Below are 23878 nucleotides of genomic sequence, written 5' to 3' on the forward strand. Positions count from 1 at the left end.
CCGGTCAGGCCGTCGTCCGCCGGGACGGACGCAGCAGCAGCCGTCGCGCGGGCCGTTCCACGCCCTCGTAGAGGAGCCAGGACAGGCCCAGCGACACGGCGAACGCGACGGTGGCGGCGGCCGCGCCGGTGAGCAGGCCGAAACGCGGGCGGGTACCGAGCAGGTGGGTGCCCGTCCGCAGCACCAGCAGATGGACCATGTAGAACGCGAACGACAGCTCCCCGAGGCGCACCAGCCACCGGCGCCGCCACAGCGAGGGCAGCCCGCGCAGGTCCGCGAGGGCGGCCGCCGGGATGAGCAGCGCGAATCCGACGATGGTGCAGGCGGTCGCCGCGTACTCGTCGGTGATCTGCGGGACCAGGAAGTAACCGATGACCGCCAGCGCCAGCGAGGCCTCCAGGCCTGGGCCGCGCCAGCGGCCGAGCAGCACCAGCCGCGCGGTGGCCGCGCCGAGCACGAACTCGGGGAGCCGGGCCGCCGGGAAGGAGCTGATCGGCTGGTCCCACCAGTGGTGGGCGTCCGTCCAGGCCAGCACCAGCACCGCGAGGACGGACAGGGCGGCCAGCAGCCTGGCGCCCCGCGCGTCCAGCCGGCGCAGCACCAGGGCCAGCAGCGGGAAGCCGGCGTAGAAGAACGCCTCGCAGGCCAGCGACCAGCTGACCGGGTCCAGGGTCTGCCACCACGGCCGCCACCAGGAGTGCACCAGGAAGACGTCGGCCAGTCCCTGGGGCAGGGTCGGCCTCGGCTGCCGGGGCAGCGTGAGGGCCATCAGCAGGGCGATCGCGACCGTCACCAGGTGCACCGGGTAGACCCGGGCGACGCGCCGCCACCAGAAGCGCCCCGCCCGGTCGCCGGGCCGCGCGGACCACATCAGCACGAACCCGGAGAGCACGAAGAAGAACGACACCCCGGACGCGCCGGCCTCGAACCCCCACGACATGAAGCGGGCGCCGGTACCGCCGAAGTACCGGAAGTTGTGCACGTGCAGTCCGAAGACCAGCACCGCGGCCATCCATCTGAGCCCGGTGAGGGACGGCAGCGAGCCGGCGGGGGCGGACGGCTGGGTCCGGGACGGTGGCGCGGCGGCCGGAGCGGTCTCGGGGGCCTTGGTCGCCGTCGTCATCTGGTCACCTGCCGGAGGGTTCGCGCGTGGAGCATGGAACGGAGCGTTGCCCGTTCCGCACCTTTCATTCCGGCCTCGTACGAAACGTCACACCAACGCCGAGCGGTGGCCTCGGCCAAACGGGCCGCAGCGGCCGGACGGGCGGGTGCGACCCTACCCGGACGGCCGACACGGTCCGCGACCCTTCCGGGGCGGCCCGTCCCCCGTCCCGACGCCCCGGCCCGTGTGCGGGCACCACCGACGGCGTGCCGAAACGCGGGGGCACGAACGGGTGATGCGTCTCTTTGCCGAGTTGACGCGGCTAGATGCGGGAGGGGGTGACGGCGTCCCTGCGCCGGTCCTCGGACGGTGCGCTGCGCATCGCCGACGGAGCCGTCGACCGTTCACGGCCGGGGGCCTGCGTGGTGCGGTCGCGGCCGGTCGCGGTGCTGGGGCCCGGTGTGGAGCTGCGGGGTGCCGGGGACGCCGGGGTGCGGTGCGGAGGTTCCGTCGGGCTGACGGCCGGCGGCGCGAGCGGCACCTGCGGGGACACCGGCGCGGAGGGTGACGCCAGGTGCGTCGGCAGGGCCACCAGGAGGGCGACGGCACACGTCACTCCCGCCCCGGCCGCCGCACGCACCAGCCGACGGCGGCCCGCGGCCCGCCGGATCTCCTCGTACCGGCCCGGCGGCGGGCCCAGATAGGCGGCCGGCGGTCGCAGGACGACGGTGAGCGGATCGTCGGGGCCGTCGAATTCCGGCTCCTCGTCAAAGCGTGTGGTCAAGGCTTCTCCTCAGATGGCCGCGGAGCAGTTCACGGGCCGCGTGCAGATCGGCCTTGACGGTTCCCTCCTTGCGTCCGGTCAGCACGGACACCTCCCGGATCGGCATGTCAGCGTAGTAGTGCAGCAGGATCGGAACCCGCAGTCGCTCCGGCAGCGACTGCACCAGCAGCCGTACCGAGGGATCGGCCTGCTCGGGGTGCGGGCGGGTGGCGGCCTCCGAGCCGACGCGGCGCACGGTCCGGCGCTCGCGCTCCAGCTTGCGCCAGTGGTCCCGGACGATGTTGGCCGCGGTGACGTAGAGGAACCCGCGGGGCTCCTCCACCGACGTCCACCGGGCCCACAGCCGGGTGAAGGCCTCCGAGGCGATCTCGTGCGCCGTCTCGTCGTCGTCGACCAGACGGCGGCACCAGCCCGCCAGGCGCGGGTACAGGGCGGCGAACAGCTCGGACGCCGCCTTGTCACGGGACCGTTTCAACGTTCTCCAGGGTCGAAGGGCTCGGCGAGGACGATGAGGAGGATGCGGGACCGGACCGGTGCGTTCCACCGGTCCCGCATCCTCCTCGGCCGGGTCAGGCCGTCGTGCCGCTCAGCGTGGCGAAGACGATCACGTTGTCGAGGTAGCCGTCGCCGCCCCGCGGGCCGCCGCAGGTGATCAGCCGCAGCTCCGGGCGGTCCACGTCCCCGTACACGTCCTCGGTCGGGAACGCGGCCTTGGCGACCGTACGCACCTCGTCGACGGTGAACACCGCCGTCCGGCCGTTCTCCAGACGCACCACGGCCCGCTCGCCCCGGCGCAGCTCCGCGAGCCGGCGGAAGACGCCGTCGCCGTAGCTGCCGACCGTGACATGGCCGAGGATCACCGACGGGCCGACCTGCCCCGGAGTGGGGGAGTGGCGGTACCAGCCGGCCCGGTCGTGCGCGGTGACCGGCGGCACCTGCACCGTGCCGTCGGCCGCCAGCCCCAGCCGCAGCAGCGGGGTGTCGACGCCGATCGCCGGGACGCGCAGCCGGACCGGCACGGAACGCCCGAGCGCGGCCGGGCCGGCGGACGACGAGGGTGCCGGCGGCCGCTCGCTGTGGACGGCGCCGGCCGTCCCGTGGGCCGTCCGGCCCGCACAGCCCGCCAGCAGCGAGGCCGTGGCGGCGGAGACGAATGCGCGCCTGGAGAGCGAGGTCATGCCCCGGTCGCCCGGCGGCGACGCGCGGCGAACACCACGGCGCCGGCGGCGAGGACCGCGGCCGCGCCGCCGCCGATCAGGGCGCTCTCGGTCCCGGAGTCCGAGGACGGCTCGGCCACCCCGGTGTCGGGCGCGCCCTGGGGCACGGCCGCGACCTGGCGCCGGTCCCGGGCGGGCGCGGGGGTCGAGACCCGGGTGGGCTCGGCGGACCGGACCTCGGAGGGGACGGGGGAGGGCTCCGCGGAGGGGCGGGTGGACGGTGCCGCGGTGGAGGCCGGGCTCGGGCTGCTGCCGTCGGCGAACGCGGGCACGGTGCCGCCCAGGACGGCGGTGCAGGCGAGTGCCGTGGCGGTCAGGACAGTTCGGCGCATGGAGACGCTCTCTTTCGTCGGCCCGCGGCGGTCAGGGCGGGCTGGGCAACTGATCGAGCGGAGAGACGACCCGGCACCGGAACGGGTTGTAAAGAGACGGCAAAGCCCTCTCCGGGGGCGCCGGCATCAAACTTGAACTGTTTGTTTTCTTGAATCACTCGTGTTTATGCGAGTAGGTTGGCGCCATGACCGCATCCCAGCCCCCGACCACCGCCGACGAGCTCCGTGGTGTCGGCCTGCGGGTGACGGCCGCCCGCGTCGCGCTGCTGGAGACCGTCCGTGGTGGCGACCACCTCGACGTCGAAGGGGTCGCCTCGGGCGTCCGTGAGCGCGTAGGCCACATATCGCTTCAAGCCGTGTACGACGCGCTGCACGCGCTCACCACGGCCGGACTCATACGCCGTATCGAACCGGCCGGGAGTCCGGCCCGGTTCGAGGGACGCGTCGGCGACAACCACCACCACGTCCTGTGCCGGTCGTGCGGTGTCGTCGCCGACGTCGACTGCGCGGTCGGCGAAGCGCCGTGCCTGACCGCTTCGGACGACCACGGCTTCGCCATCGACGAGGCCGAGGTCATCTACTGGGGCCTGTGCCCCGCCTGCTCCACCGTCAGTAATTCCTGAGTACGCCGATCCGCCCCTTCCGGAAGGATTTCCCCCAATGTCCGAGACCCAGGAGAACGCCGCGGGCAAGTGCCCGGTCGCGCACGACCGCGCCCCCCACCCCACCCAGGGTGGCGGCAACCGCCAGTGGTGGCCCGAGGGGCTCAACCTGAAGATCCTTGCCAAGAACCCCGCCGTCGCGAACCCGCTCGACGAGGGTTTCGACTACGCCGCGGCGTTCCAGGGCCTTGATCTCGCCGCCGTGAAACGGGACATCGCGGAGGTGCTCACCACCTCGCAGGACTGGTGGCCGGCCGACTTCGGCAACTACGGCCCGCTGATGATCCGGATGGCCTGGCACAGCGCCGGCACCTACCGCATCTCCGACGGCCGCGGCGGCGCCGGCGCCGGCCAGCAGCGCTTCGCCCCGCTCAACAGCTGGCCGGACAACGGCAACCTGGACAAGGCCCGCCGACTGCTGTGGCCGGTCAAGAAGAAGTACGGCCAGGCCATCTCCTGGGCCGACCTGATGATCCTCACCGGCAACGTGGCCCTGGAGTCGATGGGCTTCGAGACCTTCGGCTTCGGCGGCGGCCGCGAGGACGTCTGGGAGCCGGAGGACGACGTCTACTGGGGTCCCGAGAAGGTCTGGCTGGACGACCAGCGCTACACCGGCGACCGTGACCTGGAGAGCCCGCTCGGCGCCGTCCAGATGGGCCTCATCTACGTCAACCCGGAGGGCCCCAACGGCAACCCGGACCCGATCGCCGCGGCCCGCGACATCCGTGAGACCTTCCGCCGCATGGCGATGAACGACGAGGAGACCGTCGCTCTCATCGCCGGTGGCCACACCTTCGGCAAGACCCACGGCGCCGGCCCCGCGGAGAACGTGGGCGCCGAGCCCGAGGGCGCGCCGATCGAACAGCAGGGCCTCGGCTGGAAGAGCACCTACGGCACCGGCAAGGGCGCGGACGCGATCACCAGCGGTCTGGAGGTCACCTGGACCACCAGGCCCACCCAGTGGAGCAACGACTTCTTCGACATCCTCTTCGGCTACGAGTGGGAGCTGAGCGAGTCCCCGGCCGGCGCCAAGCAGTGGGTGGCCAAGGACGCCGAGGCGATCATCCCCGACGCGCACGACGCGTCGAAGAAGAAGCTGCCCACGATGCTCACCACCGACCTGTCGCTGCGCTTCGACCCGATCTACGAGCCCATCTCCCGCCGGTTCCACGAGAACCCGCAGGAGTTCGCGGACGCCTTCGCCCGGGCCTGGTACAAGCTGACGCACCGTGACATGGGCCCGAAGTCGCTGTACCTCGGCCCGGAGGTCCCGGCGGAGACCCTGCTGTGGCAGGACCCGCTGCCGGCGGCCGAGGGCGAGGTCATCGACGCCGCCGACGTCACGGCCCTCAAGGCCAGGCTCCTCGAATCGGGCCTGACGGTCTCGCAGCTCGTCTCCACCGCCTGGGCGTCGGCCTCGACGTACCGCGGCAGCGACAAGCGCGGCGGTGCCAACGGCGCCCGGATCCGCCTGGAGCCGCAGCGCGGCTGGGAGGCCAACGACCCCGACGAGCTCGCCCAGGTGCTGCGCGTCCTGGAGGGTGTCCAGCAGGAGTTCAACTCCGGCGCCAAGAAGGTCTCCCTCGCCGACCTGATCGTCCTCGGCGGTGCCGCCGCCGTGGAGAAGGCAGCCAAGGACGCCGGCGTGGACATCGAGGTGCCCTTCACCGCCGGCCGGGTCGACGCGACCGACGAGCACACGGACGCCGAGTCCTTCGCGGCCCTGGAGCCGACGGCCGACGGGTTCCGCAACTACCTCGGCAAGGGCAACCGCCTGCCGGCCGAGTACCTGCTCCTGGACCGCGCCAACCTGCTCGGCCTCAGCGCCCCCGAACTGACCGTCCTGGTCGGTGGTCTGCGGGTGCTCGGCGCCAACACCGGCGGGTCCAAGCACGGTGTCCTCACCGAGACCCCGGGCGTGCTGACCAACGACTTCTTCGTCAACCTGCTGGACTACGGCACGGAGTGGAAGTCGACCTCCGCGGACCAGACCACGTTCGAGGGACGCGACCTGGCCACCGGCGCGGTCAAGTGGACCGGCACCCGCGCGGACCTGGTCTTCGGCTCCAACTCCGAGCTGCGCGCGGTCGCCGAGGTGTACGCGAGCGACGACGCCAAGGAGAAGTTCGTGAAGGACTTCGTCGCCGCCTGGGTGAAGGTCGCCGACGCGGACCGGTTCGACCTGATCTGATCCGGGCGACGCCCGGTGCCCGACGCCCGGGCCGGCCACACCGGCCGGCCCGGGCGTCCTCGCGTCCGCGCGCGCCGCTCTTGCGTGTCGACTCCCCACAGTCTGCTGCACATCAGCGGTTCCTTACCTCACCATGACCTCGCCTCCCGTTGTTCACGCGGCCTTCGCAGACTCTGCACGTCCTGGAGTCACCCCCCAGCCCGACGGCCCGCGGGAGTTCGCGCATGAGCCACAGCCACGGTCACGGTCATCATCACCACCATCACCACGACACGGACGCCGACGCCTCGTCGCTGCCGCCCGCCCTCGATCTGTCGGTCCCCGACGAGGAACTGACGCCCGGACAGCTCTCCCGCCGCTCGATGCTGCGCCGCACCGGTCTGCTGGGCGCGGGCCTCGCGGCCGGCAGCGTCCTCGCCGGCGAGGGTCAGGCGGCGGCCTCGGTCTCCTCCTCCCACTCCCACAGCGGCCGCTCCGGCGACTTCCTGTGGCTGGCGGGCGACCACCACATCCACACCCAGTACAGCTCGGACGCCAAGTACCGGGTCGCCGACCACGTCCGCCAGGCCAACGCGCACGGCCTGGACTGGATGGTCATCACCGACCACGGCAGCGAGCAGCACGCCAGGATCGGTGTCGAGAAGGTCAACCCGGACATCGTCGCGGCCCGTGACGAGGTCGACGACACGCTGGTCTTCCAGGGCCTGGAGTGGAACATCCCGGCCGCCGAGCACGGCACCGTCTTCGTCCACCCCGGCAAGAACGAGGTCGCCGTCCTCAAGGAGTTCGAGAACTCCTTCGACGGTTCGGTCAAGGGCGCCTCCGCCAACACCCCGGCCAACGAGGCGCTGGCCATCTCCGGCCTCAACTTCCTCGCCGAGCAGGTGCAGCGCCGCAAGGTCAAGGACGCCCTGTTCCTCGCCAACCACCCGGCGCGCAAGGGCATCGACTCCCCGCACGAGATCCGTGCCTGGCGCGACGCCCAGCCGACGATCGCCGTCGGCATGGAGGGCGCACCCGGCCACCAGGCGGGCGGCCTGCCCAAGCCGAACGGCCCCGGCTCCGCGCGCGGCATCTACGACAACAGCCCGAGCGCGGACTCCTTCGGCGGCTACCCGCTGGAGAGCTACCGCACCTGGGGCGGCTTCGACTGGATGACCGCCACCGTCGGCGGCCTGTGGGACAGCCTGCTCGCCGAGGGCAAGCCGTGGTGGATCACCGCCAACTCCGACTCCCACAACGTGTACGCGGACAGCTCGGTGCGCGGTCCGAACAGCGACTTCAACACCAACGGCCGGTACGACGACCCGGTCTACGGCGGCGCCATAAGCCTCACCGACACCGACTTCTGGCCCGGTCAGTACTCCCGCACCCACGTCGGTGCCGCCTCCTTCTCCTACAAGGCCGTCATGGACGGGATCCGCGCCGGCCGGGTCTGGGTGGACCACGGCGGCCTGATCAGCGGCCTGAACGCGCAGCTGCGTTCCGGCTCGCGCGCGGTGACCCTCGGCGGCGTGCTCCAGGTCCGCAGGGGCAGCCAGGTCGACCTGGTCATCGAGATCAGCCTCGCCAACGGCCCCAACTGGTCCCAGTTCGTGCCCTCCCTGGCCCGCGTCGACGTCATCCAGGGCGACGTCACCGGCAAGGTGAGCGACAGGGACACCTTCGCCGCGCCCGCCACCAAGGTCGTGAAGTCCTTCGAGGTCGACAAGGCCACCGGTGCGGTCAGGCTGACGTACTCCCTCGGCCGCCTCGACAAGCCGGTCTACGTCCGGCTGCGCGGCACCGACGGCAACCGCTCGGCGGTCGGCATCCACGGTGTCGCCGTGGACCCGGCGGGCCCGGCCATCGACGTCCTCGGCGACGCCGACCCGTGGAAGGACCTGTGGTTCTACTCCAACCCGATGTGGGTCCTGCCCGCATGACCTCCCCGCACCACGCCGTCGGGGGGCCCCCCCCCCGCCGGGGGGGGGCCCCCCCTCCGCGAATCCGAGGGGGTTCCTGTGCCCTACTTCCCGAGCGGCCCTTCTGCTTCGAGATCGCGGAGGAAGCTGTCAAGGGCCCCTGAGTAGACGTGAACGGCGATGCGCGCGTGCCCTGCTTCCCGGAGATCATTGGCTAGGGGCGCTGCGACGGCATAGACCTCAGGGCTGACCCGATGGCTGGCCTGCTTCCCCGTGCCCACGTCCGTCTCGCGAGAGAGGAGGAACTCCTCGGCGAGCGCCAACTGCTCCTCTATGGTCGTCGGCAGATACTGGCTCATTGCAGCGTCGACATACTGCGCAGCCGTCAGCGACTTACCGGAAGACGAACAGTCTTGCGCCACCCGTTTGCTTAGCTGTGTCACCAAGTCCGCCGCGAAGCGGAACGGATGCGTCTGCCAGGCGTCCCTACGGAGCTTGAGGTCCACCCTGCTGCTACGCCATGAGTTGAGCAGTGCCGTGTGTGCGGGCCCCACCTTGGAGCCCTGGCGGGTGGAGACAGAGCGCTTTCGCCGGGCCCCTGATGAAGGTGCTCCCCCCGCTCTTGGCTCAGCCTCAGTCGTCTCGGCTGCGGTCGCCTCCTCCCCCGGTACCTGCTGCTCGTCGTCATGAGCAACGAGGTGCTGGTCAGCGGCCTCCCCGTCGTCGGGTAGGTCTTGGTAGGCATGCGGGGTCGTTCCGTGCGTTGCTCCAGAGCTAGCAGCGTCTGGAGATGAAAGATCACCGAGATCCGGTCGTGCCGGTTCACTGGGTTGCACATCCGTGACGGAGACCGACAGAGGCGTGACGGAGCCGGGTTCCGCTCCCTCGCTCAACGCCTGGTCTTCGGCCCGCGTCTGTGTAGTGTCCGGCGCAACCGCCTCAGCCGCGCCCTGCCAGTCAGGGGGTGTGCTCGGGGCAGGCACGGCAATGGCGTCTTGTGAGGCCGAGGCCGGAACTTGGACAGTCTTAACTGGCTGAGCTCCGGCACCCTGACCCAGGACTGATCGGGCCGCCACGCTTGCCGCACCCGACAGGGCGGGATTGCTGAGCAAGTCTGGACGAGGCCTGAGACCCGCGACCTTCTTCGCCGTCCTCTTCTTGGGTTGCTTGCGCTCCGCTCCGGAGGGCTCTTCCTCAGGCATCGACGTTCTCCTCGACAAGGACCGGATCGGCGATGGTCCACTTCTGGCGCGGCAGTTGGATGCGGTCCAGGATCTCCTCCACGACGCCCGTGTACTGCTTGCCACACGAGTGATTCGGGAACCGCGTTACGGCGGGCCGGCCGTGGATGTAGGACTCCGAGATGCGGACGTCGCGTCGCACATCCGTAACGAACGGAAAGAGGCCCCGCCCTGGCTCAGCGTTGATGCCGTCACCAATCATCGCGTTCCGGATGTCCACGTCTTGAGCCGTCCACGCAGACTCGGGGTTGGAGCGATTGAGTAGAGCGCCGAGAAGCTGTGGCTCGCAGACTCCCTGGGTGTTCGTTGCGATCGCTTGCGTGGCTGCGCTCAGAACCAGGGCACCCTTGATGGACTGGTACTCCGGGATGCAGACGGTTACCACGAAGTCAGCGGCCGCCAGCGCCACTGCGTTGAGGTGGGATACGGCTGGCGGTGTGTCGATGAGGACGAAGTGGAAGCCCCGTGCCTCCTGGAGCAAGAGGTGCCGAAGGGTGACGATCTCCTTGTAGGGCTTCGTCACGAAGGCGTTCTGCGCCGCTGACATGGATGCCTCTTCCGAGGCAAGGACGCAGAGCTGACCGTGACCTTCGAAGTCCCCCAGTACCTCGTCGGTGCGGTCGAACATCGCCTGCTTGAGATGCGGACGCGGGAACTTCTGGAGAGCCATCTGCAGGATATAGCCGAGAGACCGCTGGAGCTCCGCTTCGTTCGCAGCCTCATCTTCATGACCGCCGAGCGTGATGCCGAGCGCGGTTCCAGCTTGCGCCTGGGGCTCAAGATCAACAATAAGGACGTTGTAGCCGGCCATGGAGAGGCGTGCGCCCAAGTTCACGGTGGTGGTGGTCTTGCCCACGCCGCCCTTCTGAGTGGCGATGGCAAGCACCACCGGCGCCGGGAGCGATGCCTCGTCGGCGACGTCGATGTCGCTCGGAAGGGCTGTGGTCATCGCGAGGGCCTCCGGAGTTGGGAGAGAGGGTGGCTGCGGGAAACGGCGAGGTGACTGTCGCGTCGTGTCACGCGCTTGAGGTGTATCTGAGTGGCAGTACTTGTCATTTGCTGCATCACGAGTGCGCTCTGCTGGTTATTACGGGCATTGGGGGCGTGCTTCGTGCACTGGATGTCTGCAGTCCGTGTCACGACGCGACACGGGCGACCATAACAGGAAGATGCGACGAGTGTTGGTGTTGTGGCGTAGCGCGGGGCGTGTCGCGAGTCTTGCGGTGCGCCGAGTCCACGCCAGTACCAAGGCCGCGGAGCTTGAGGGGCTGCCGCCAGGGCAGGGGGGTGTGCAGGCGGCGACAAGAAGCCATGCATCTAGATAGCGCGAAGGGACGTGGTGCGCGTACAGGCAGAGTGGCGGGGTCAGACGTGCCAAGGTGCGGAACGTCTGAGCAGGATGCGTTCGCAGCATGGAGCGTCCGGAGCGACGCACAGGCGGCGGCGTCGTCGCAGGTGCGCGGGGTGATAGTGGGCATCTGCCGGTGTAGATGCAGTGTGTGTCGATAGAAGTGCGTGTGAGGTGGAGAGACGACCGACCTGGCTCCATCGATCGAAACCTACAGAGGTACGAACATCCCTACAGAGATACCTACAGAGATCCCTACGTACCTACAGGCATGCCTACAAGCATGCCTACGGAGGTGAGTGAATTAGCTCAGCCCTAGCAGTCAGTGTGCGAACTATGGAGGCGCAATGAGCATGTGTCGACCATAGATGGCGAGTGTGAAGTGTAGGAGCAGTATCAACATATGTGTTGGTAGGGGCAAGCAAATGGCCAGTGGTAAGTGCGCAGGATGGGTTGCAAGTCCATTCCGACTGGAACGAATTGTTAACTAAATCAGAGCCGAGGCGAGTGCGCACCCTTTTGATACATCAATGACTAGGTGCAGTGTCGGCGTACCAGTATCGTGGAGTCCAAAGGGACCTGATGTGGCAACTCCGTCTCAAACAAGCTGCTTGAGACAATTCCCGACGACCAACCGTCTCTGGTCGATGTCAAAAGCCCGTCGTAATGAGGCTATTCGAGGCCACTGCTTGTGGACATCCCAATGGAGAATTCAAGGAGGTGGAGAGCCCGAGGAGGCAGTGGCCGTGTGGCGCGCGCAGTGGACACCGGGGGGAGCCACACGGCAGCAACACTACGTCTGGCGGCGACCGGGCTCTGGCCGGTGGCAGTAGGGCCCCTAAACGTCTACAGCCAGAACACCTCGGCGCGCTGAACGGCTCCGCCGCACACGGCGGGCCCAGGTGCCTACACGGCCCGAGTGGGCTTGGTGAGGTGGGACAGACGGACAACCTCTGGTCAGCCGAAGCGGTCGCCGGGGGCTGGATCGCCGGGGGCCTGGCCCGCACTCGATGATGCTGTAGTGAAGCGCAGCCAGAGCCGACCGTCGCCGGTGCGGATGTCCAGGGTGTCGGGGCTGGTGCTTTGGACGTGGCCGGCGGGCCGGGGGCGCAGGACCCTGCGCGCGGCCAGGAGGACGTCCAGGCCGGGGAGTTCCCGGTGGCTGGGGTCGGTGGGCTGTGTCCAGCCGTTGTCGGTGCGGATGTGGACGGTGTAGTTAGCGTCGGGATCGATCAGCTGGCGGGCGGTGGCGTAGGCGTGGTCAGGGATCACGTCGCAGCTCCGTCGGCCGAGGGGCGGGGGTGCTCGTGCTCGCCGCCGTTGTTCACCTCGACGAGCAGCAGACTGGGCCCTTCGCTCTGGTCCTCGATGTGGACGTAGGGGACGTCGGTGGCGGGGCCCCAATGGGCTCGACGGCGGATGAGGACGCTAACGCCGTGGACCTGGATCTCGTAGACGTCGCTGGGGGTGTTGTCGTCGGGAGAGGCGTCGACCACGGTGATCGACGCGTCGCGGATGCGGTGGAGTTCGGGGTCGGCCATGGAGGTTCCGGAGGTTGTCGGCGCGGAGTTGGGGGAGTAGGTGGCGGGGTCGAGTGCGACGAGAGCCTCGGCGATGGCCGAGGCCAGGTGGGAAGGGACGAGGCTGGAGTTCTGCAGCAGAGCGAGCTTGTCGTGCGGGCTATCGGCGTGGTCGATCGCGTCGAGTTGCTCCAGGTCTTCGGTGTCGTCGCACGCCCACTGCTGGGCTTCGGCGAGGAGGGCTTCGAAGAGGGGGCCGGCTGCGTCGGTGGGGTTCATGAGGGGCCTTGGGTCGGGGTGCCGTGCCCTGCGGGGCCCGGCACCGGAGGAGGGCGGCGTGTGGGGTCGTGTCAGGGCTTGGCGGGGAGGAAGTGGACGAGGCGGAGGGGGGTTTGCGGCCCGCGCTCGTTGAAGGCGTCGACGCAGTCGGAACAGGTCGCCATGCGGGGATCGGCCGCGATGGGCTGGTGGGACTCGGCGCCGCACAGGGGCCAGCCCTTGCTCGTAGGAGCCAGCGGGGAGGTGAGGGGGCCCGGCTTCCAGGCGGTGGGGTCGGTCGTGGCCGCGATGCACGCCTCCGTGGTGGGGACGGGCGGGGCGTTGCGGACGGCTTCGGCGAGCTGGAGGAGGAGGCCGAGCACCTTGTCGCGGTTGCCGTAGAGGGCGATGCCGTCGCTGCTGTCGTAGACGGCGGCGACGATCTCGCCGGGCTCGACGAGTGCGTCGTCGGAGCTGAAGCCGGGGTAGAGCAGGACCGGTGTGGCGTTGGCGGAGACCCACTCGAATTCGGTGTTGCCGAGCATGGGAGAGCCCTTCGGGTAGGGGGGCGGGACACGGGCGAGCGGGCGGCGGCGCGTGGCCGGGCGCAGCTGTGGGCGAGGTCAGGGGGTGACCGGCTCGACATGCTCGACCGTGTCGTCGAGCCAGGCGTCGTCGTCGCGGGCGAACTCCTCGTACGCGCGCTGCACGGCGTGGCGGTGGGTGTCGACGGGGAACGTGCACGCCCAGTTCGCGCCGTTGGCGAACGCGGGCCAGGTCAGGGCGTCGACGGCGGCCTGGTCCTCGTCGTCGACCTGGTGGGACGCCGTGATGCGGAGGGTGGCGTTGTCCGTGGACCAGCGGCCGATCAGCAGAGTGGACATGGCGTGGCTCGCCTTCGTGGCTGGCCGGGGCCCGGCGGTGGCTCACCGGGCCCCGGGGACGGTGAGGTTCAGGAGGCCAGGACGACGCGGATGTGTTCGCCGTAGCCCGGCTCCGACCACCTGGTGAGGGAGTCGAGGGCGGCGGCGATGTCCGCGAAGCGGTCCCGGTCACGGAACCCGCCGGTGACCTCTTCGGTCCTGCCGCCGTACATCTCGGTGACCTCGGCGCCGCGCCAGCCGGGTCCGCCCCAGTAGTCGAAGACCACGGCGTCGGGCATCGGGGCGTCGGGGCTGTAGTGCTGGAGCAGCGCGCGGCGCAGCGCGGCCCACCGGCGCTCGGTGTACATGCACGGGTGGAGGTCGCCGACCGGCTTGCCCTTGCTGCCCCATCCGCAGCCCTCGCAATAGCGCCGCCCCCGGTAGTTGTAGGCGGGGCAGGCCGGGTTGCCGCAGCGCCACAGGTAGCCGGCCTGGCGGGCGAGTTCGTGGATGCGCTGGGTCTCGGGCTCGTCGGCATGGGCGAGGAGACGGGCTATGACGGATCGGACCGCTTCGGCTTCGGACATGGGAGATCTCCGTAAGGGGGCATGGGGGAGCGGCAGTGCGGCTCCGGGAGGGGGGTGGGGTGGAGAGGAACGTCACCCTCAACACGAATAACACTACACACTGAAACACGAATACACAACAGTTCGGGGTGGTGTGGGCCCACGCAGCCCAACCCTTCAGCAGCGCCACGGGGCCAACGCGCTGCCGTAGGCGGGACCCAACGGCGCGGAGTCCGAGTAAAAGCGCACGGACACACTGACCTTCATCTCGTGCACGCAGGCCCTCCAGGAGCGCCGGCGCCGCCAACACGCCAGCCATCGGCTCAGCCTCAGCCATTCCGGAGAACGCGGTCCCCCTCCTGGGCCACCATCAGAGGCATGCGTGAAGAGGACTTCCAGGAAGAGCAGTACTTCGGCGTCGACTTCATTCACCTCACTGACGCGCCCTTGTGGGAGGGAGAGGCCCTGCCCAAGTCGCGCAGGACCAAGAACTTCAAGAATCGGCATCTGCTTCCCGGGGCCAGGGTGCGACTGCTCGACTACTTCGACACGGGGCGTACGCCCCCCAAGGAGATCTGCGCCGCCGTACGGCACAGGGCGTGGGAGGACCTGCAAGAAACAGGAGGGCCGCTCGATGCCGTCGGCGACCGGCTCTACGTCCTGGAGTTCCGGTCCATGATCGAGAAGCTGTCCTACATCAAGGTTGGCAGGGCGGAGAACACGCCTGCCAACACCCGCGAGGTCGTGGATCGCATCTCACGCCATGAAAGCGATGCGCAGGTGACACAGGCGCTCCTGTTCCAGGCGTGGATCTCGCGCCCGTGCGCCACGGCTGAGGGATGGGAGACAGGCGTCAAGGATCATCTGACGGCCGTGACGGAGATCCTGAGAATCGGCGTGGCGGTCAAGAAGGAGTACTTCCGAGGCATCAGCCACTTCGACGCCGTGCGGGTTGCGAAGATGCACCAGGAGGACGTTGATCTGGCCTAACGCAGAGGAGCGCGGGATCCGGCGAGCGTGTCGGTGATGGTCAAGAGAGACGGACGATGCCGATGTGCACGGTCCGGCCGCACGGGAGGCTGCCCCGCCCATCCAGACCGCTGTCGGTGCGCCATGTCCGGACCTGCTCCAGCCCTGCGCCGGCGGCAGCGGCGACACTCTCCACGTCGTCACTGCCTGCGGCTGTCGCCAGCAGCCGGACCGTGAAGACCTGGCCGTCGTCGTCCACCCACAACTGGGCCCCCGACAGCAGCTCTTGGTCCAGTGCGGCCGTCCACGGGGCCAGCGTCCGCAGCAGGGCAGCCGCCGCCGACGTCGACGTTGATCGGAGTCTGGGCGCGGTCCCGCGCGCCGGCGTGTCCACGGCGGCGACCAGGACCACGTCGTCTTCCAGGTCCGCCGTGATCACACCGTCGTCACGGTCGACCGCCCGGCCGGCCACCTCGCCGCCCGTCGCCGCTGACAGGCGCGCCATACTCACCGAGGCGGCCGGCCCGCTCGCGCACACCTCCGCCTGCACGTCCCGGTCGCTCATGCACAGCCGGACCGGCTCCAACGGGCCACAGCTATCCAGCAGGCGGGCAACCGCTTCCACGCAGCGGGCCAGGGAGAGTGACATGGCCGCCATTCTCGCCCCAGCGAGGTCGAGGCGTTGGGTTGTCCGGCCAACGGGCCGGCTTGAACCCGGGCAGCCGCTGGTCGGCGGTCAGCTGCCCGCGGCGGCCGTCGGCCGGGTGTCGGTGACCGGCCTGAGCCACGACACCGCGTCGTGGGCGTAGCTCTGGAACGCCGGGACGAGGTCCGAGGAGTCGTCCAGGGCGCTGAAGTTGAACGCGATGCTCGTGGCACCGTCGTCCAGGGCGCACAACTGGCTCCCGCAGTCGGGGCAGCGACCGCGCCGAGTCTCGTGCGGGTACGTGTAGAACCAGACCGGCTCCCGGCCGATCCACACCAGACCCGCCAGAGGGAAACAGACCCACGACATCACCGGCCCGCCGCTCAGCTTCTGGCAATGCCGGCAACTGCACAGGTGGGGCGCGTCAGGAGCATCGGGCACCTCGAAGCGGACGGCCCCGCACAGGCAGCCGCCGCAGCGTAGGGCGGACGACGAAGAAGAGTCGGTGGTGGTCACGGCTTACTCCCAGGATCGAAGACCCGCAGCACGAACGCTTGTGCTGCTCACATGCACCTCTACCGATCGGGCAGCAGTTCGGTTGCTGTCTTGCGAGCCGATTCACCAAGACGTGTGTCTTCGGCTCAAGTACGCCACGGGAAAGGCATCGTGGGGCTGCTCCAGCCCTCGGGGAACGGCTCGTCGTACCACGCGCCAGTGCCGGGCCGCCGGCGGCCGGAGGCCACGGCACCGCACGGCGAGGGGGCAAAGGCCTACGCGGCGCTGCCGGTGGGGGCCGGCCCGGAGACGTGCCAGTCCCACAGCTGGCGGGCGCTGTCCAGGCTGGGGCACCAGGTGACCTTGCGTCCGTCGCGGCAGATCTCGCCTGCACCCGGCACACCACCCTGAACTGCCCGGCGCGGGCGGACACGGCGGCCTGCACGATCCGGCCCACGTGTGCACCGTGGACCACATCCACGCGGATGGCCGCAGCGAGTTGTTCCGCCGTGACCACCTCCAGCCGGTCGACCGAGTCCAGCGCCAGGCAGACACCGCCATCAGACAGCGTGTATGACTTCACCGCCACCCACTGCCCGAGCCGGACCACGGTGGCTCGCTCCTGCTCGGGGTAGCGCTGCATCACCAGGTCGCCGCGCCGGATGTGAGGGGCATCCGCCAGACGCTGGAGCGCGCCCACCGCGACCTTCGCGCTGACGCGGTCCTCGAGCCGCGCCGACTCCGCGATCCAGACACCCGGACCTGGCCCGGGCTTCATCAGCTCCCACTCGCCCGGCCGGCCCTCCACTCCCACGATGTCACCGGCGCTGAACACCTCGCCCCCCGGAGGAGCGTCAAGGGCCCAGAGCCCGGACTGAGCAGACGGCACCACTTCCCAGCTTCCTTCCTGCAGTTCAGGCGGGCGGCTACGCGAAGTCGCGAGCCGTCGGCCCGGGCGCCCCTCTGGGGGAGGCCGGGCCGCAACGGGCAAGCGGGCTTCGCGGGGGCCGGTTAGCTGTGGTGTCTCGGGACGTTGGTTACACGAAGTCTTCGAACGTGAGCTGTTGCGGGATGTCCGCGAGTGGTTCGGGCAGTTGGTCGAAGACGAGGCGGTAGTCGCTTCCTGCGGTCCGGCTGATCGGTGGTCGGCCGCCGAGCGCCGCGTGCGGACGCTCGTGGTTGTAGTAGTTCACGAACTCGGCGAGGGCCGCGCACCGTTCACGCTCCGACGTGTAGGCGCGGACATAGGCCCACTCGCGGGAGAGCGTCCCGTTGTACCTCTCCACCTTCCCGTTCGTGCGCGGCGTGTACGGCCTGGTCCGCTTGTGCTTCGTACCGGTCGCGGCAAGCGCGTCGGCCCAGGTCGTAGACCGGTAGCACGCGCCATTGTCGGTGAGGCAGCGGCGGATCGGTGTGATGCCGTGGGCGGCGAAGAAGGCAACGGCACGGCGCCAGAAGGCGACAGCGGTGGCGGCCTTCTCGTCGTCCAGGGCCTCGGTGTAGGCGAGCCTGGAGTGGTCGTCGAGCGCCGAATGCAGGTACGTGTATCCGACCTTGCCGGTGCCGGGACCGGTGCGTTTGGAGGCGCGGGGCCGCGTCGGTGCCGACGCCGTGCATCCGCCATCCCCCGCCCCTCGGGGATGCGTCCCAGCTTCTTGATGTCGACGTGGACCAGGTCTCCGGGCTTGTCGTGCTCGTATCGGATGACCTCGCGCAGGGCCTCGCCGGTTGGGGGATCAAGGTCACGCAGCCGGTTCAGTCCGCGGCGGACCAGGATGCGGTGGACCGTGGCCGGCGCGAGCGTGACGCCGTGCAGCCGCTGTAGGTCCGTGGCGAGCCGGGCGGGGCCATGCTTGGTCTGCCGCCGCAGCGCCTCCACCAGGTCGGCGATGTCCTCGGCGGTGCAGGCCGGGCTGGTGGCGGGGCGGGAGGAGTGGTCGAGGAGGCCGTCCTCGCCGTGCGCTTGCCACCGGGCGTACCACTTGGCCAGGCAGCGGCGGGAGATTCCGGCTTCCGCCGCGACGTGCGCGATCGGACGTCCTCCGTCTACGCGCTCGCACAATCGGCGCCGCCCTTCGGGCGTCAGCGGCGCGTTGCGATGTCCGGCCACTCAGAGGCCAGTTATCCGGGCGGCTTCCTCTCCGGTGAGGTGCTGGCGGACGGTGACATGGTGGGCCAGGGCGAGGACTTGGTCCCATACCAAGTCGAGGGCCTCATCGGTGCGGTCCATGACCCAGGCGTAGTCACCCCAGTCGTCATGGTCGCCGTTGAAGGTCAGCTCTCGGTTGTGACCGCTGCGGTAGACCTCGCCGATTTGGCTGCGGTCCCGCCAGGCGAGGCGCTCTGCCACCCATGCGCGTTCTGATGACCAGCGGCCGGTCTCCCGCATCCATCGGACCTCCGCACGCTCGCCAGCAGCGCAGGTGACCGCCCAGTCCAACCATGGGCCCGAGGCTGCCAGGTAGTTCACGTGCGCCCGGCCGCCGTAGCTATGGTCTCCCGGCTCATGCAGGACGATCTCGCCGATCTGATAGCCCGCGGCCATGTACACGACGGCGTGCGCGGATTCGTGCACGGCGGTGTTCGTCGTCTGCTCTTCCGGCGTGTATGCCGCGACGGCGTTTGTGCTCTCCCAGTCATACGACGGTGGCGGTGTTCGGGTGTAGCGCACCCATGGGGCCCACTCGGCGTGATCGAGAGCAGCAATGGCATCGGAATTGGTAAACCAGCGAGACACGGAACTCCCCCTCGTGAGCGTGCTCCCAACATGGCTGACGTTCGGCCGCACTACCGTCCAGCGCTGGACGCTGCGCGTGTGGTCCGGGTCACGGCAGCGTCGGGCGGCTCGTCAGAAGTAGGCAACGGAGTTCCGCGATCGGTGCGGCGTAGCAGTGGGCTTGCCCACCCTGGCGTCTCCGCGCAGCAGCTCCCCCTGGAGGGCGTACCGGTCGCCGTACTTCGAGATACCGGTGATCGTGGCAACCGCGAGCACCATGCCCTCGGTGCTGACGATCTGCACCTCGTCCTGAGCCAGAGCCCGGTCAGCGTTGAACTTCCAGACGCCCCGCCCGGCCTCCCAGGCTTCGTCCTCCGTCATCCCCGGACGCCACCCGATCGTCGACCGCTCCAGGCTGTCGTCCGGGTCTGCAGCCCTCTCGGGCCCAAGCTGGATCTGAAGCACGCCCCACCTCCTGAACTTCCTAACTTGTTATGAAGTTAGAGGGGCACATTCAAACTTGTCAACAAGTTGGGAAGTTCAGGTATGTGGAACCAACCTCACGAGACGGCACAGTTAGCCCTGGGTCTTCACCGTCTCGGCGGCGAGCTCCTTGTGCACGCGCAGTGCCGCGGTCGCGTACTCCACGGGCGACGGGTTGGCACCCTGCACGTCCGTCATCGCCGCCAGGAAGCGTGCGTAGAGGGCCTGGTCGGCGTCGTCGACGACGTCCTCGATCAGCTTGAACGCGCTCGTCGCGAAGCGCCGGAGGGCCAGCGGGCGCGCCTTGCGGCCGGCCGTGCCCTGCTTGTCGCGCTCGACCACGCACTCGGCGTGGGTGTCCGTCAGGGAGAGCACGCGCAGCATCCGCTCGCGGTCGACCATGTCGGGGGCCATGTCCTGCCACAGCTGCCCGACCCGGACGGGGCCGATGGCGGAAGTGACAGGGGAGGGGCTGGTGTTCATGGGAACTCCTCAACGGGGGTGAAGGGTTGGTGCCGGGCGGCGGGCGCGCGCCGGGGCGAGTGTGGGAACGGGGGCCTCAGTCAGGCCGTGGTGCCGGGGGCGGGAGCCTTGAGGATGCGGAGGTTCTCCGCCTGGATCTCGGCGCAGAACCGGCAGATGAGCACCCACAGCGGCATGGACAGCCCGTCGAGCTGGTCATGGAGCAGCCGGGCGGCTTCGTGCATGCCGTGCTGCGCGCGGACCACGTCCATCGAGTCCAGGCCGCGCGCTCTCCGCTCAAGGGACCGGCCGGCGCTGAGCAGGAGGTCGTGGGCCTCGCGGCTGACCGTCTCCAGCCGCAGCGGATGCGCTGGGGTGAGCCGGGACGGCGGCGGCGGGGCGGGGTCGAACGCGGTCGGGCGGGCCGCGCTGTACCGCGTCGCCCACAGCTCGACCATGTAGACCGCGGCGGCCTGCCAGGCCGCTTCGTCGTGCTCGCCGGTGCGCTCCTGGAACGTCGCGATCGCCCGGTCAAGGAGGACCTCGGCGCGCTCCAGCGCCGTGACGTGGCCGAGGCGGAAGTCCTCCAGGGCCTTGGCGGCCTCGATCACGTGGACCTGGGCCGCGGGGGCGTGATCGGTGAGACCGCGGCGCATCAGGATGTCGCCGGCTTCCACGACGATCCGGGACCCCGGCGCGGCGGGCTCCCCTGGTTCGGGAGACAAGTAGGGCATGACTGTCGTACTCCTCGGGTGTCATGTCGGACGCGGGAGGAAGGTCCCGGCGAGCCAGGAGACCGGCAAGTTCCGGCGCGTGCCGCCTCGTTGCGGACGTGGCCGCCATCGCTGGGCGGCCCTGGCCAACGGTCAGTGACAATACAGCTTGAAATCTAATCAAGCAACAACCATAATACATACTGGAACATCAACAGAGCGCTTGCACCCCTCGGGGCGGGTGCGTTAGATTCGCGTTAGATTTGAACTCTGAGGGTGGAGGTGGAGATGGGGGGCAGCGACCCGGTATCGGGTGTACTCGACCGGATCTCATTCGACGGCCCGGTGCCGCCACTGCCGGACCCGGCGGAACGGGTCAGGCTCCGCGAGGCGTTCGGCTGGACCGTGACGCAGATGGGCCAGGCCAACGACGTCCGCCGCGAGACGGTGTGGACCTGGGAGTCGGACCCGCCGCGCACACCGCGCGGCGAGAAGGGGCAGCGGTACGCCAGGATCCTCGCGCACTTCGCCGCCGAGCTCGCCCGCGCCGGTGCGGGAGGTGGCTCCGCCACCTTGGAATCCGAGCCCGAAGGCGAGCCCGAGTCGGCGCCAGATGCGCTCGCCGCGGAGGCGACTCCTCTCGAGTTCGATTTCGACATCGAGGACCCTCCCGAGCTCGCGTGGCCGGACACCGTGCCTGCCCCGGCCCTCGCGGAGACGGCGGTGCCCGAGTTCGACGCGCCCGGTTCCTGGATCGACCTGCCCGAGGGGGTCACCCGGCTGTGCGTCCGCTGCGGGCACACGACGTCCAGCGTCGTAGACGGCCAGCCCCGCCACGTGTACCTCCAGGCCATGGCCGCCATGGGCATGCCCCGCTGCGGCACCCGGCCCACCACTCAGGCCGAGCCCGTCTCCGCCCCGCGTACCGAGACGACGGCGCCCACGCCCGCCGTGGCCACCCCCGCCCCCGCCCCCGCCGCACCGGCGGTCGCCGCCCCGGCACCGGCGCTCCCGGCTGCCGCTGCACCCGCCGCCCGTCCGCCGGCCGCGCCGCGCCGCCCGGCCACCGCCCCGGCCTCCCGCCGTACGAACCGCACGGCGAAGAAGCCGGCCGCGAAGCCGGTGCCGCCGGAGTACGCCGACGGCCCACTGGCCGTCCTCGACATCACCGACGGCGCCCTGACCGCGCACCTCGCCGACGGCCGCACCGTTCCGTGCCCGGCCAAGACCCTCCAGGCCCTGGCCGCCTGGGCACTGGACAAGCGGAAGATCCGCCTGGGCGCGGCCAAGGTCCACGACAACGGCTTCGACCAGGACCCGCTGATTATCCTCACCGAGGGCGCCGTCGCCCACTTCGGCCTGCCCACCAACCTCGCGGACCAGGAAGACCTCCGCCTGCCGGCCGACCACAAGGCCCTCAAGAGCCTCACCAAGGCCGGATGGGAACTCACCAAGGCGGGCTTCGGGCCCTGGCCGCGGATCTTCAAGCGCCTCGACGGCAAGCGCCACTGCATCCAGCTCTTCCTCACCCCCTGGGGCGCCCTGGAGAACCGCGTCTGGGGCCAGGCCGGCGAGCTGCCCGCGGGCGACCTCGCCACGATGCTCGGCACCTACGCCCGCCTGGTCATCACCCCCCGCGGCACCGTCGCCGTCACCGGCGAGGAACTCATGACCTCGCTGCGCCCGCCCACCAAGGCCGAGTGGAGCCAGGACGAGGGCAAGTACGTCTCGGCGAAGGTGCCCCACACCCTCCACACCCTCGTCGACCCCGCCCCGTGCGAGGCCCCCGACGAGCACCCCGTCGTCGCCGCCGACTACCCGGAGGAAGGCTCCCGGCCCGCCAGCGAGGCCCTCGACGAGGAGGCGTGCATCTGGGTCCGCCCCGCCGACCTGATCACCGACGCCGAGCGGGCGTGCACCCACGTCGCTGCCCTGGACGTGCAGGTCGCCTTCCTCGCGGCCTGCCGCCGGCTGCACGTCGGCACCGGCCCCGCCATCCACTACCCCCGCAACCCCGACTTCGACCCCGATCTGCCCGGCTCCTGGTACCTCGACCTCTCCCACGTCGAGACCGACCCGCGCCTGCCCAGCCCCTTCACCTCCAGCGGCGAACGCCCTGACGGTCCCGGCTGGTACGCCACCCCCACCGTCGCCTACGCCGTCGAACTCGGCGCCGACGTCCGCCCGATGGAGGCATGGGTCCGCGAGACCCACAGCCCCTACCTCCAGCCCTGGTACGACACGCTGCGGGACGCCTACCTGACCGTGATGGCCGACCTCGGCGTCACCCAGGACCTCGACGACGAAGCCTTCCCCGCGGCCATGGCCGTCTACAAGGACGGCGACCCGCTGCTGGTGACCCTGGCGAACGCGATCAAGGCCACTGCCAAGTCGGGCATCGGCAAGCTGCGCCAGCGCCCGAACATGGGCGTCGACCACGTCTTCGGCGACCCGTGGCCGGCACTGAAGCGCCTGACGTGGCGGCCCGACATCCGTGCCATGATCCTGTCGAAGGCGCGGACCAACATGCACCGCAAGATGCACAACCTCGCCACCACGGCGAGCCGTTACCCCCTCGCGGTCAACAACGACTGCGTCGTCTACGCCATCGACGGCCTGTCGCCGCTGCCCCTCCTCCTCGGCTCCGACGGCGAGCCGATCCGCGGCGGGTTCCGCCTCGGTGTCAACCCCGGCTCCGTCAAGCACCAGGGCTCCCAGACCATCGGCTGGGCGCTGGACCTGCTCGCTGACGGAGTGAACATCGCCAACGAGATCAAGGACGCCTCGCTCGTCCGCGTGGCCTGAGACCAAGGAAGCTGACTGACCGTGGGACTGATCGAAGACCGCCTGGACGAGGCCGCCGAGACCGCCTACTCCCAGCCGATCCCCAAGACCCTCGGCGCCCGGATCCGTTTCCTGCTCAAACAGGAGAAGGGCGTCAGCCGTGCTGAGGCCGCCCGCGCGGTCGCTGAGAAGATCGGCAAGTCCCAGCGCACCGTGGAGCGCTACCGCGACGACAAGATCAAGTCCACGAAGCCCGAGACCGCCGCCCTCGTCGAAGCCGAGGTCAAGAAGCTCTGGCAGCCGATCGTGAAGGCGAAGAAGCTCCAGGCCGCCATCACCACCGGCGGCATCAAGGTCGACGTACGTGCCAAGTTCGGGTTCACGTCCCCCAAGGGCACTACCAACGACCCCCGCTACCGCCGCCTCACCCGCCGCCTGGACGCCACGACGGCCGCCGCCCTCTTCGAAGCCAAGACGGCCGGCGCCTCCGAGGAAGACCTCGCCCAGATCGTCGCCGACGGACTGCGCGACGACTACTTCACCGACGGCGGCACCCGTGCGACCTCCCTCCAGCAGGTCGAGCTGACCGGCATCGACCACATTCGCTTCAGCATTACTTGAC

The 23878-nt window shown here is 69.9% G+C and carries 25 protein-coding genes and 1 pseudogene; 6 read left to right on the forward strand and 20 right to left on the reverse strand.

Going from position 1 to position 23878, the window contains the following annotated elements:
• Positions 1-4 precede the first annotated feature (4 nt).
• The 5 genes from ACFXI4_RS09665 to ACFXI4_RS09685 all read right to left on the reverse strand — a co-directional run bounded on the left by ACFXI4_RS09665 (position 5) and on the right by ACFXI4_RS09685 (position 3435).
• On the reverse strand, positions 5-1123 hold the full coding sequence (locus tag ACFXI4_RS09665) for an acyltransferase family protein (RefSeq protein WP_384989144.1): 1119 nt from the start codon (positions 1121-1123) through the stop codon (positions 5-7).
• A 301-nt stretch (positions 1124-1424) separates the two neighbouring features.
• Entirely contained in the window at positions 1425-1886 is a 462-nt protein-coding gene (locus ACFXI4_RS09670; RefSeq protein ID WP_384989145.1) for a hypothetical protein, read from the reverse strand.
• The gene (locus ACFXI4_RS09675) at positions 1870-2361 is read right to left on the reverse strand and encodes an RNA polymerase sigma factor (protein WP_384989146.1); all 492 of its coding nucleotides are present in this window, start codon (positions 2359-2361) and stop codon (positions 1870-1872) included. Before ACFXI4_RS09675 ends, ACFXI4_RS09670 begins: the two co-directional genes overlap by 17 nt.
• 94 nt (positions 2362-2455) lie before the next feature.
• Positions 2456-3064, reverse strand: a complete 609-nt coding sequence (locus tag ACFXI4_RS09680) for a class F sortase (protein WP_384989147.1) — start codon at positions 3062-3064, stop codon at positions 2456-2458.
• Positions 3061-3435 carry a sortase-dependent protein gene (locus tag ACFXI4_RS09685; RefSeq protein WP_384989148.1) on the reverse strand — a complete coding sequence of 125 codons (375 nt, stop codon included), beginning with the start codon at positions 3433-3435 and terminating at the stop codon, positions 3061-3063. Before ACFXI4_RS09685 ends, ACFXI4_RS09680 begins: the two co-directional genes overlap by 4 nt.
• Before the next feature lie 185 nt (positions 3436-3620).
• On the opposite strand from ACFXI4_RS09685, the gene ACFXI4_RS09690 reads away from it, so the two are divergent.
• The 3 genes from ACFXI4_RS09690 to ACFXI4_RS09700 all read left to right on the forward strand — a co-directional run bounded on the left by ACFXI4_RS09690 (position 3621) and on the right by ACFXI4_RS09700 (position 8213).
• Positions 3621-4058: a Fur family transcriptional regulator gene (locus ACFXI4_RS09690; RefSeq protein WP_384989149.1), complete on the forward strand. Its 438-nt coding sequence runs from the start codon at positions 3621-3623 to the stop codon at positions 4056-4058.
• Between the two features lie 37 nt (positions 4059-4095).
• The gene (katG, locus tag ACFXI4_RS09695) at positions 4096-6288 is read left to right on the forward strand and encodes a catalase/peroxidase HPI (RefSeq protein WP_384989150.1); all 2193 of its coding nucleotides are present in this window, start codon (positions 4096-4098) and stop codon (positions 6286-6288) included.
• Positions 6289-6512: 224 nt separating this feature from the next.
• Entirely contained in the window at positions 6513-8213 is a 1701-nt protein-coding gene (locus tag ACFXI4_RS09700; RefSeq protein WP_384989151.1) for a PHP domain-containing protein, read from the forward strand.
• Positions 8214-8296: 83 nt separating this feature from the next.
• On the opposite strand, the gene ACFXI4_RS09705 is transcribed toward ACFXI4_RS09700, so the two are convergent.
• The 7 genes from ACFXI4_RS09705 to ACFXI4_RS09735 form a co-directional block, all read right to left on the reverse strand.
• Entirely contained in the window at positions 8297-8698 is a 402-nt protein-coding gene (locus tag ACFXI4_RS09705) for a hypothetical protein (protein ID WP_030578395.1), read from the reverse strand.
• A gap of 688 nt (positions 8699-9386) precedes the next feature.
• Complete coding sequence (locus tag ACFXI4_RS09710) at positions 9387-10382, reverse strand: ParA family protein (protein WP_030578392.1); 996 nt, start codon at positions 10380-10382, stop codon at positions 9387-9389.
• Positions 10383-11738: 1356 nt separating this feature from the next.
• Positions 11739-12053: a hypothetical protein gene (locus tag ACFXI4_RS09715; protein ID WP_384989152.1), complete on the reverse strand. Its 315-nt coding sequence runs from the start codon at positions 12051-12053 to the stop codon at positions 11739-11741.
• Positions 12050-12580 carry a hypothetical protein gene (locus ACFXI4_RS09720; protein ID WP_384989153.1) on the reverse strand — a complete coding sequence of 177 codons (531 nt, stop codon included), beginning with the start codon at positions 12578-12580 and terminating at the stop codon, positions 12050-12052. The genes ACFXI4_RS09715 and ACFXI4_RS09720 overlap by 4 nt, the downstream gene beginning before the upstream one ends.
• Before the next feature lie 71 nt (positions 12581-12651).
• Positions 12652-13104: a hypothetical protein gene (locus ACFXI4_RS09725; RefSeq protein WP_384989154.1), complete on the reverse strand. Its 453-nt coding sequence runs from the start codon at positions 13102-13104 to the stop codon at positions 12652-12654.
• A 78-nt stretch (positions 13105-13182) separates the two neighbouring features.
• A complete protein-coding gene (locus tag ACFXI4_RS09730; protein ID WP_384989155.1) occupies positions 13183-13443 on the reverse strand; it encodes a hypothetical protein in 261 nt (86 codons plus the stop codon).
• A 68-nt stretch (positions 13444-13511) separates the two neighbouring features.
• A complete protein-coding gene (locus ACFXI4_RS09735; RefSeq protein ID WP_384989156.1) occupies positions 13512-14009 on the reverse strand; it encodes a hypothetical protein in 498 nt (165 codons plus the stop codon).
• A gap of 357 nt (positions 14010-14366) precedes the next feature.
• Here ACFXI4_RS09735 and ACFXI4_RS09740 point away from each other — a divergent pair, with 357 nt between their 5' ends.
• The gene (locus ACFXI4_RS09740) at positions 14367-14978 is read left to right on the forward strand and encodes a hypothetical protein (protein ID WP_384989157.1); all 612 of its coding nucleotides are present in this window, start codon (positions 14367-14369) and stop codon (positions 14976-14978) included.
• Between the two features lie 40 nt (positions 14979-15018).
• On the opposite strand, the gene ACFXI4_RS09745 is transcribed toward ACFXI4_RS09740, so the two are convergent.
• From ACFXI4_RS09745 to ACFXI4_RS09780, 8 genes and pseudogenes are all read right to left on the reverse strand, one after another.
• The gene (locus tag ACFXI4_RS09745; RefSeq protein WP_384989158.1) at positions 15019-15606 is read right to left on the reverse strand and encodes a hypothetical protein; all 588 of its coding nucleotides are present in this window, start codon (positions 15604-15606) and stop codon (positions 15019-15021) included.
• A gap of 87 nt (positions 15607-15693) precedes the next feature.
• Complete coding sequence (locus tag ACFXI4_RS09750) at positions 15694-16119, reverse strand: GFA family protein (protein ID WP_210977610.1); 426 nt, start codon at positions 16117-16119, stop codon at positions 15694-15696.
• A gap of 254 nt (positions 16120-16373) precedes the next feature.
• Entirely contained in the window at positions 16374-16499 is a 126-nt protein-coding gene (locus ACFXI4_RS09755; RefSeq protein ID WP_384989159.1) for a hypothetical protein, read from the reverse strand.
• A 636-nt stretch (positions 16500-17135) separates the two neighbouring features.
• Positions 17136-18208: pseudogene (locus ACFXI4_RS09760) on the reverse strand (IS481 family transposase).
• On the reverse strand, positions 18209-18835 hold the full coding sequence (locus ACFXI4_RS09765) for a hypothetical protein (protein ID WP_384989160.1): 627 nt from the start codon (positions 18833-18835) through the stop codon (positions 18209-18211).
• 111 nt (positions 18836-18946) lie between these two features.
• The gene (locus ACFXI4_RS09770) at positions 18947-19195 is read right to left on the reverse strand and encodes a hypothetical protein (protein ID WP_384989161.1); all 249 of its coding nucleotides are present in this window, start codon (positions 19193-19195) and stop codon (positions 18947-18949) included.
• 195 nt (positions 19196-19390) lie between these two features.
• Positions 19391-19780, reverse strand: a complete 390-nt coding sequence (locus ACFXI4_RS09775) for a DUF6354 family protein (RefSeq protein ID WP_384989162.1) — start codon at positions 19778-19780, stop codon at positions 19391-19393.
• Positions 19781-19860: 80 nt separating this feature from the next.
• Complete coding sequence (locus ACFXI4_RS09780) at positions 19861-20493, reverse strand: hypothetical protein (protein ID WP_384989163.1); 633 nt, start codon at positions 20491-20493, stop codon at positions 19861-19863.
• Positions 20494-20760: 267 nt separating this feature from the next.
• Between ACFXI4_RS09780 and tap the strand changes: the two genes are divergently transcribed.
• Positions 20761-23277, forward strand: a complete 2517-nt coding sequence (gene tap, locus ACFXI4_RS09785) for a telomere-associated protein Tap (protein ID WP_384989164.1) — start codon at positions 20761-20763, stop codon at positions 23275-23277.
• A 21-nt stretch (positions 23278-23298) separates the two neighbouring features.
• Entirely contained in the window at positions 23299-23877 is a 579-nt protein-coding gene (tpg, locus tag ACFXI4_RS09790; protein ID WP_210977607.1) for a telomere-protecting terminal protein Tpg, read from the forward strand.
• Position 23878: the final 1 nt, after the last annotated feature.

This window comes from Streptomyces sp. NPDC059224 (genome assembly GCF_042754285.1).
In the GTDB taxonomy this organism is placed as follows: Bacteria; Actinomycetota; Actinomycetes; order Streptomycetales; family Streptomycetaceae; genus Streptomyces.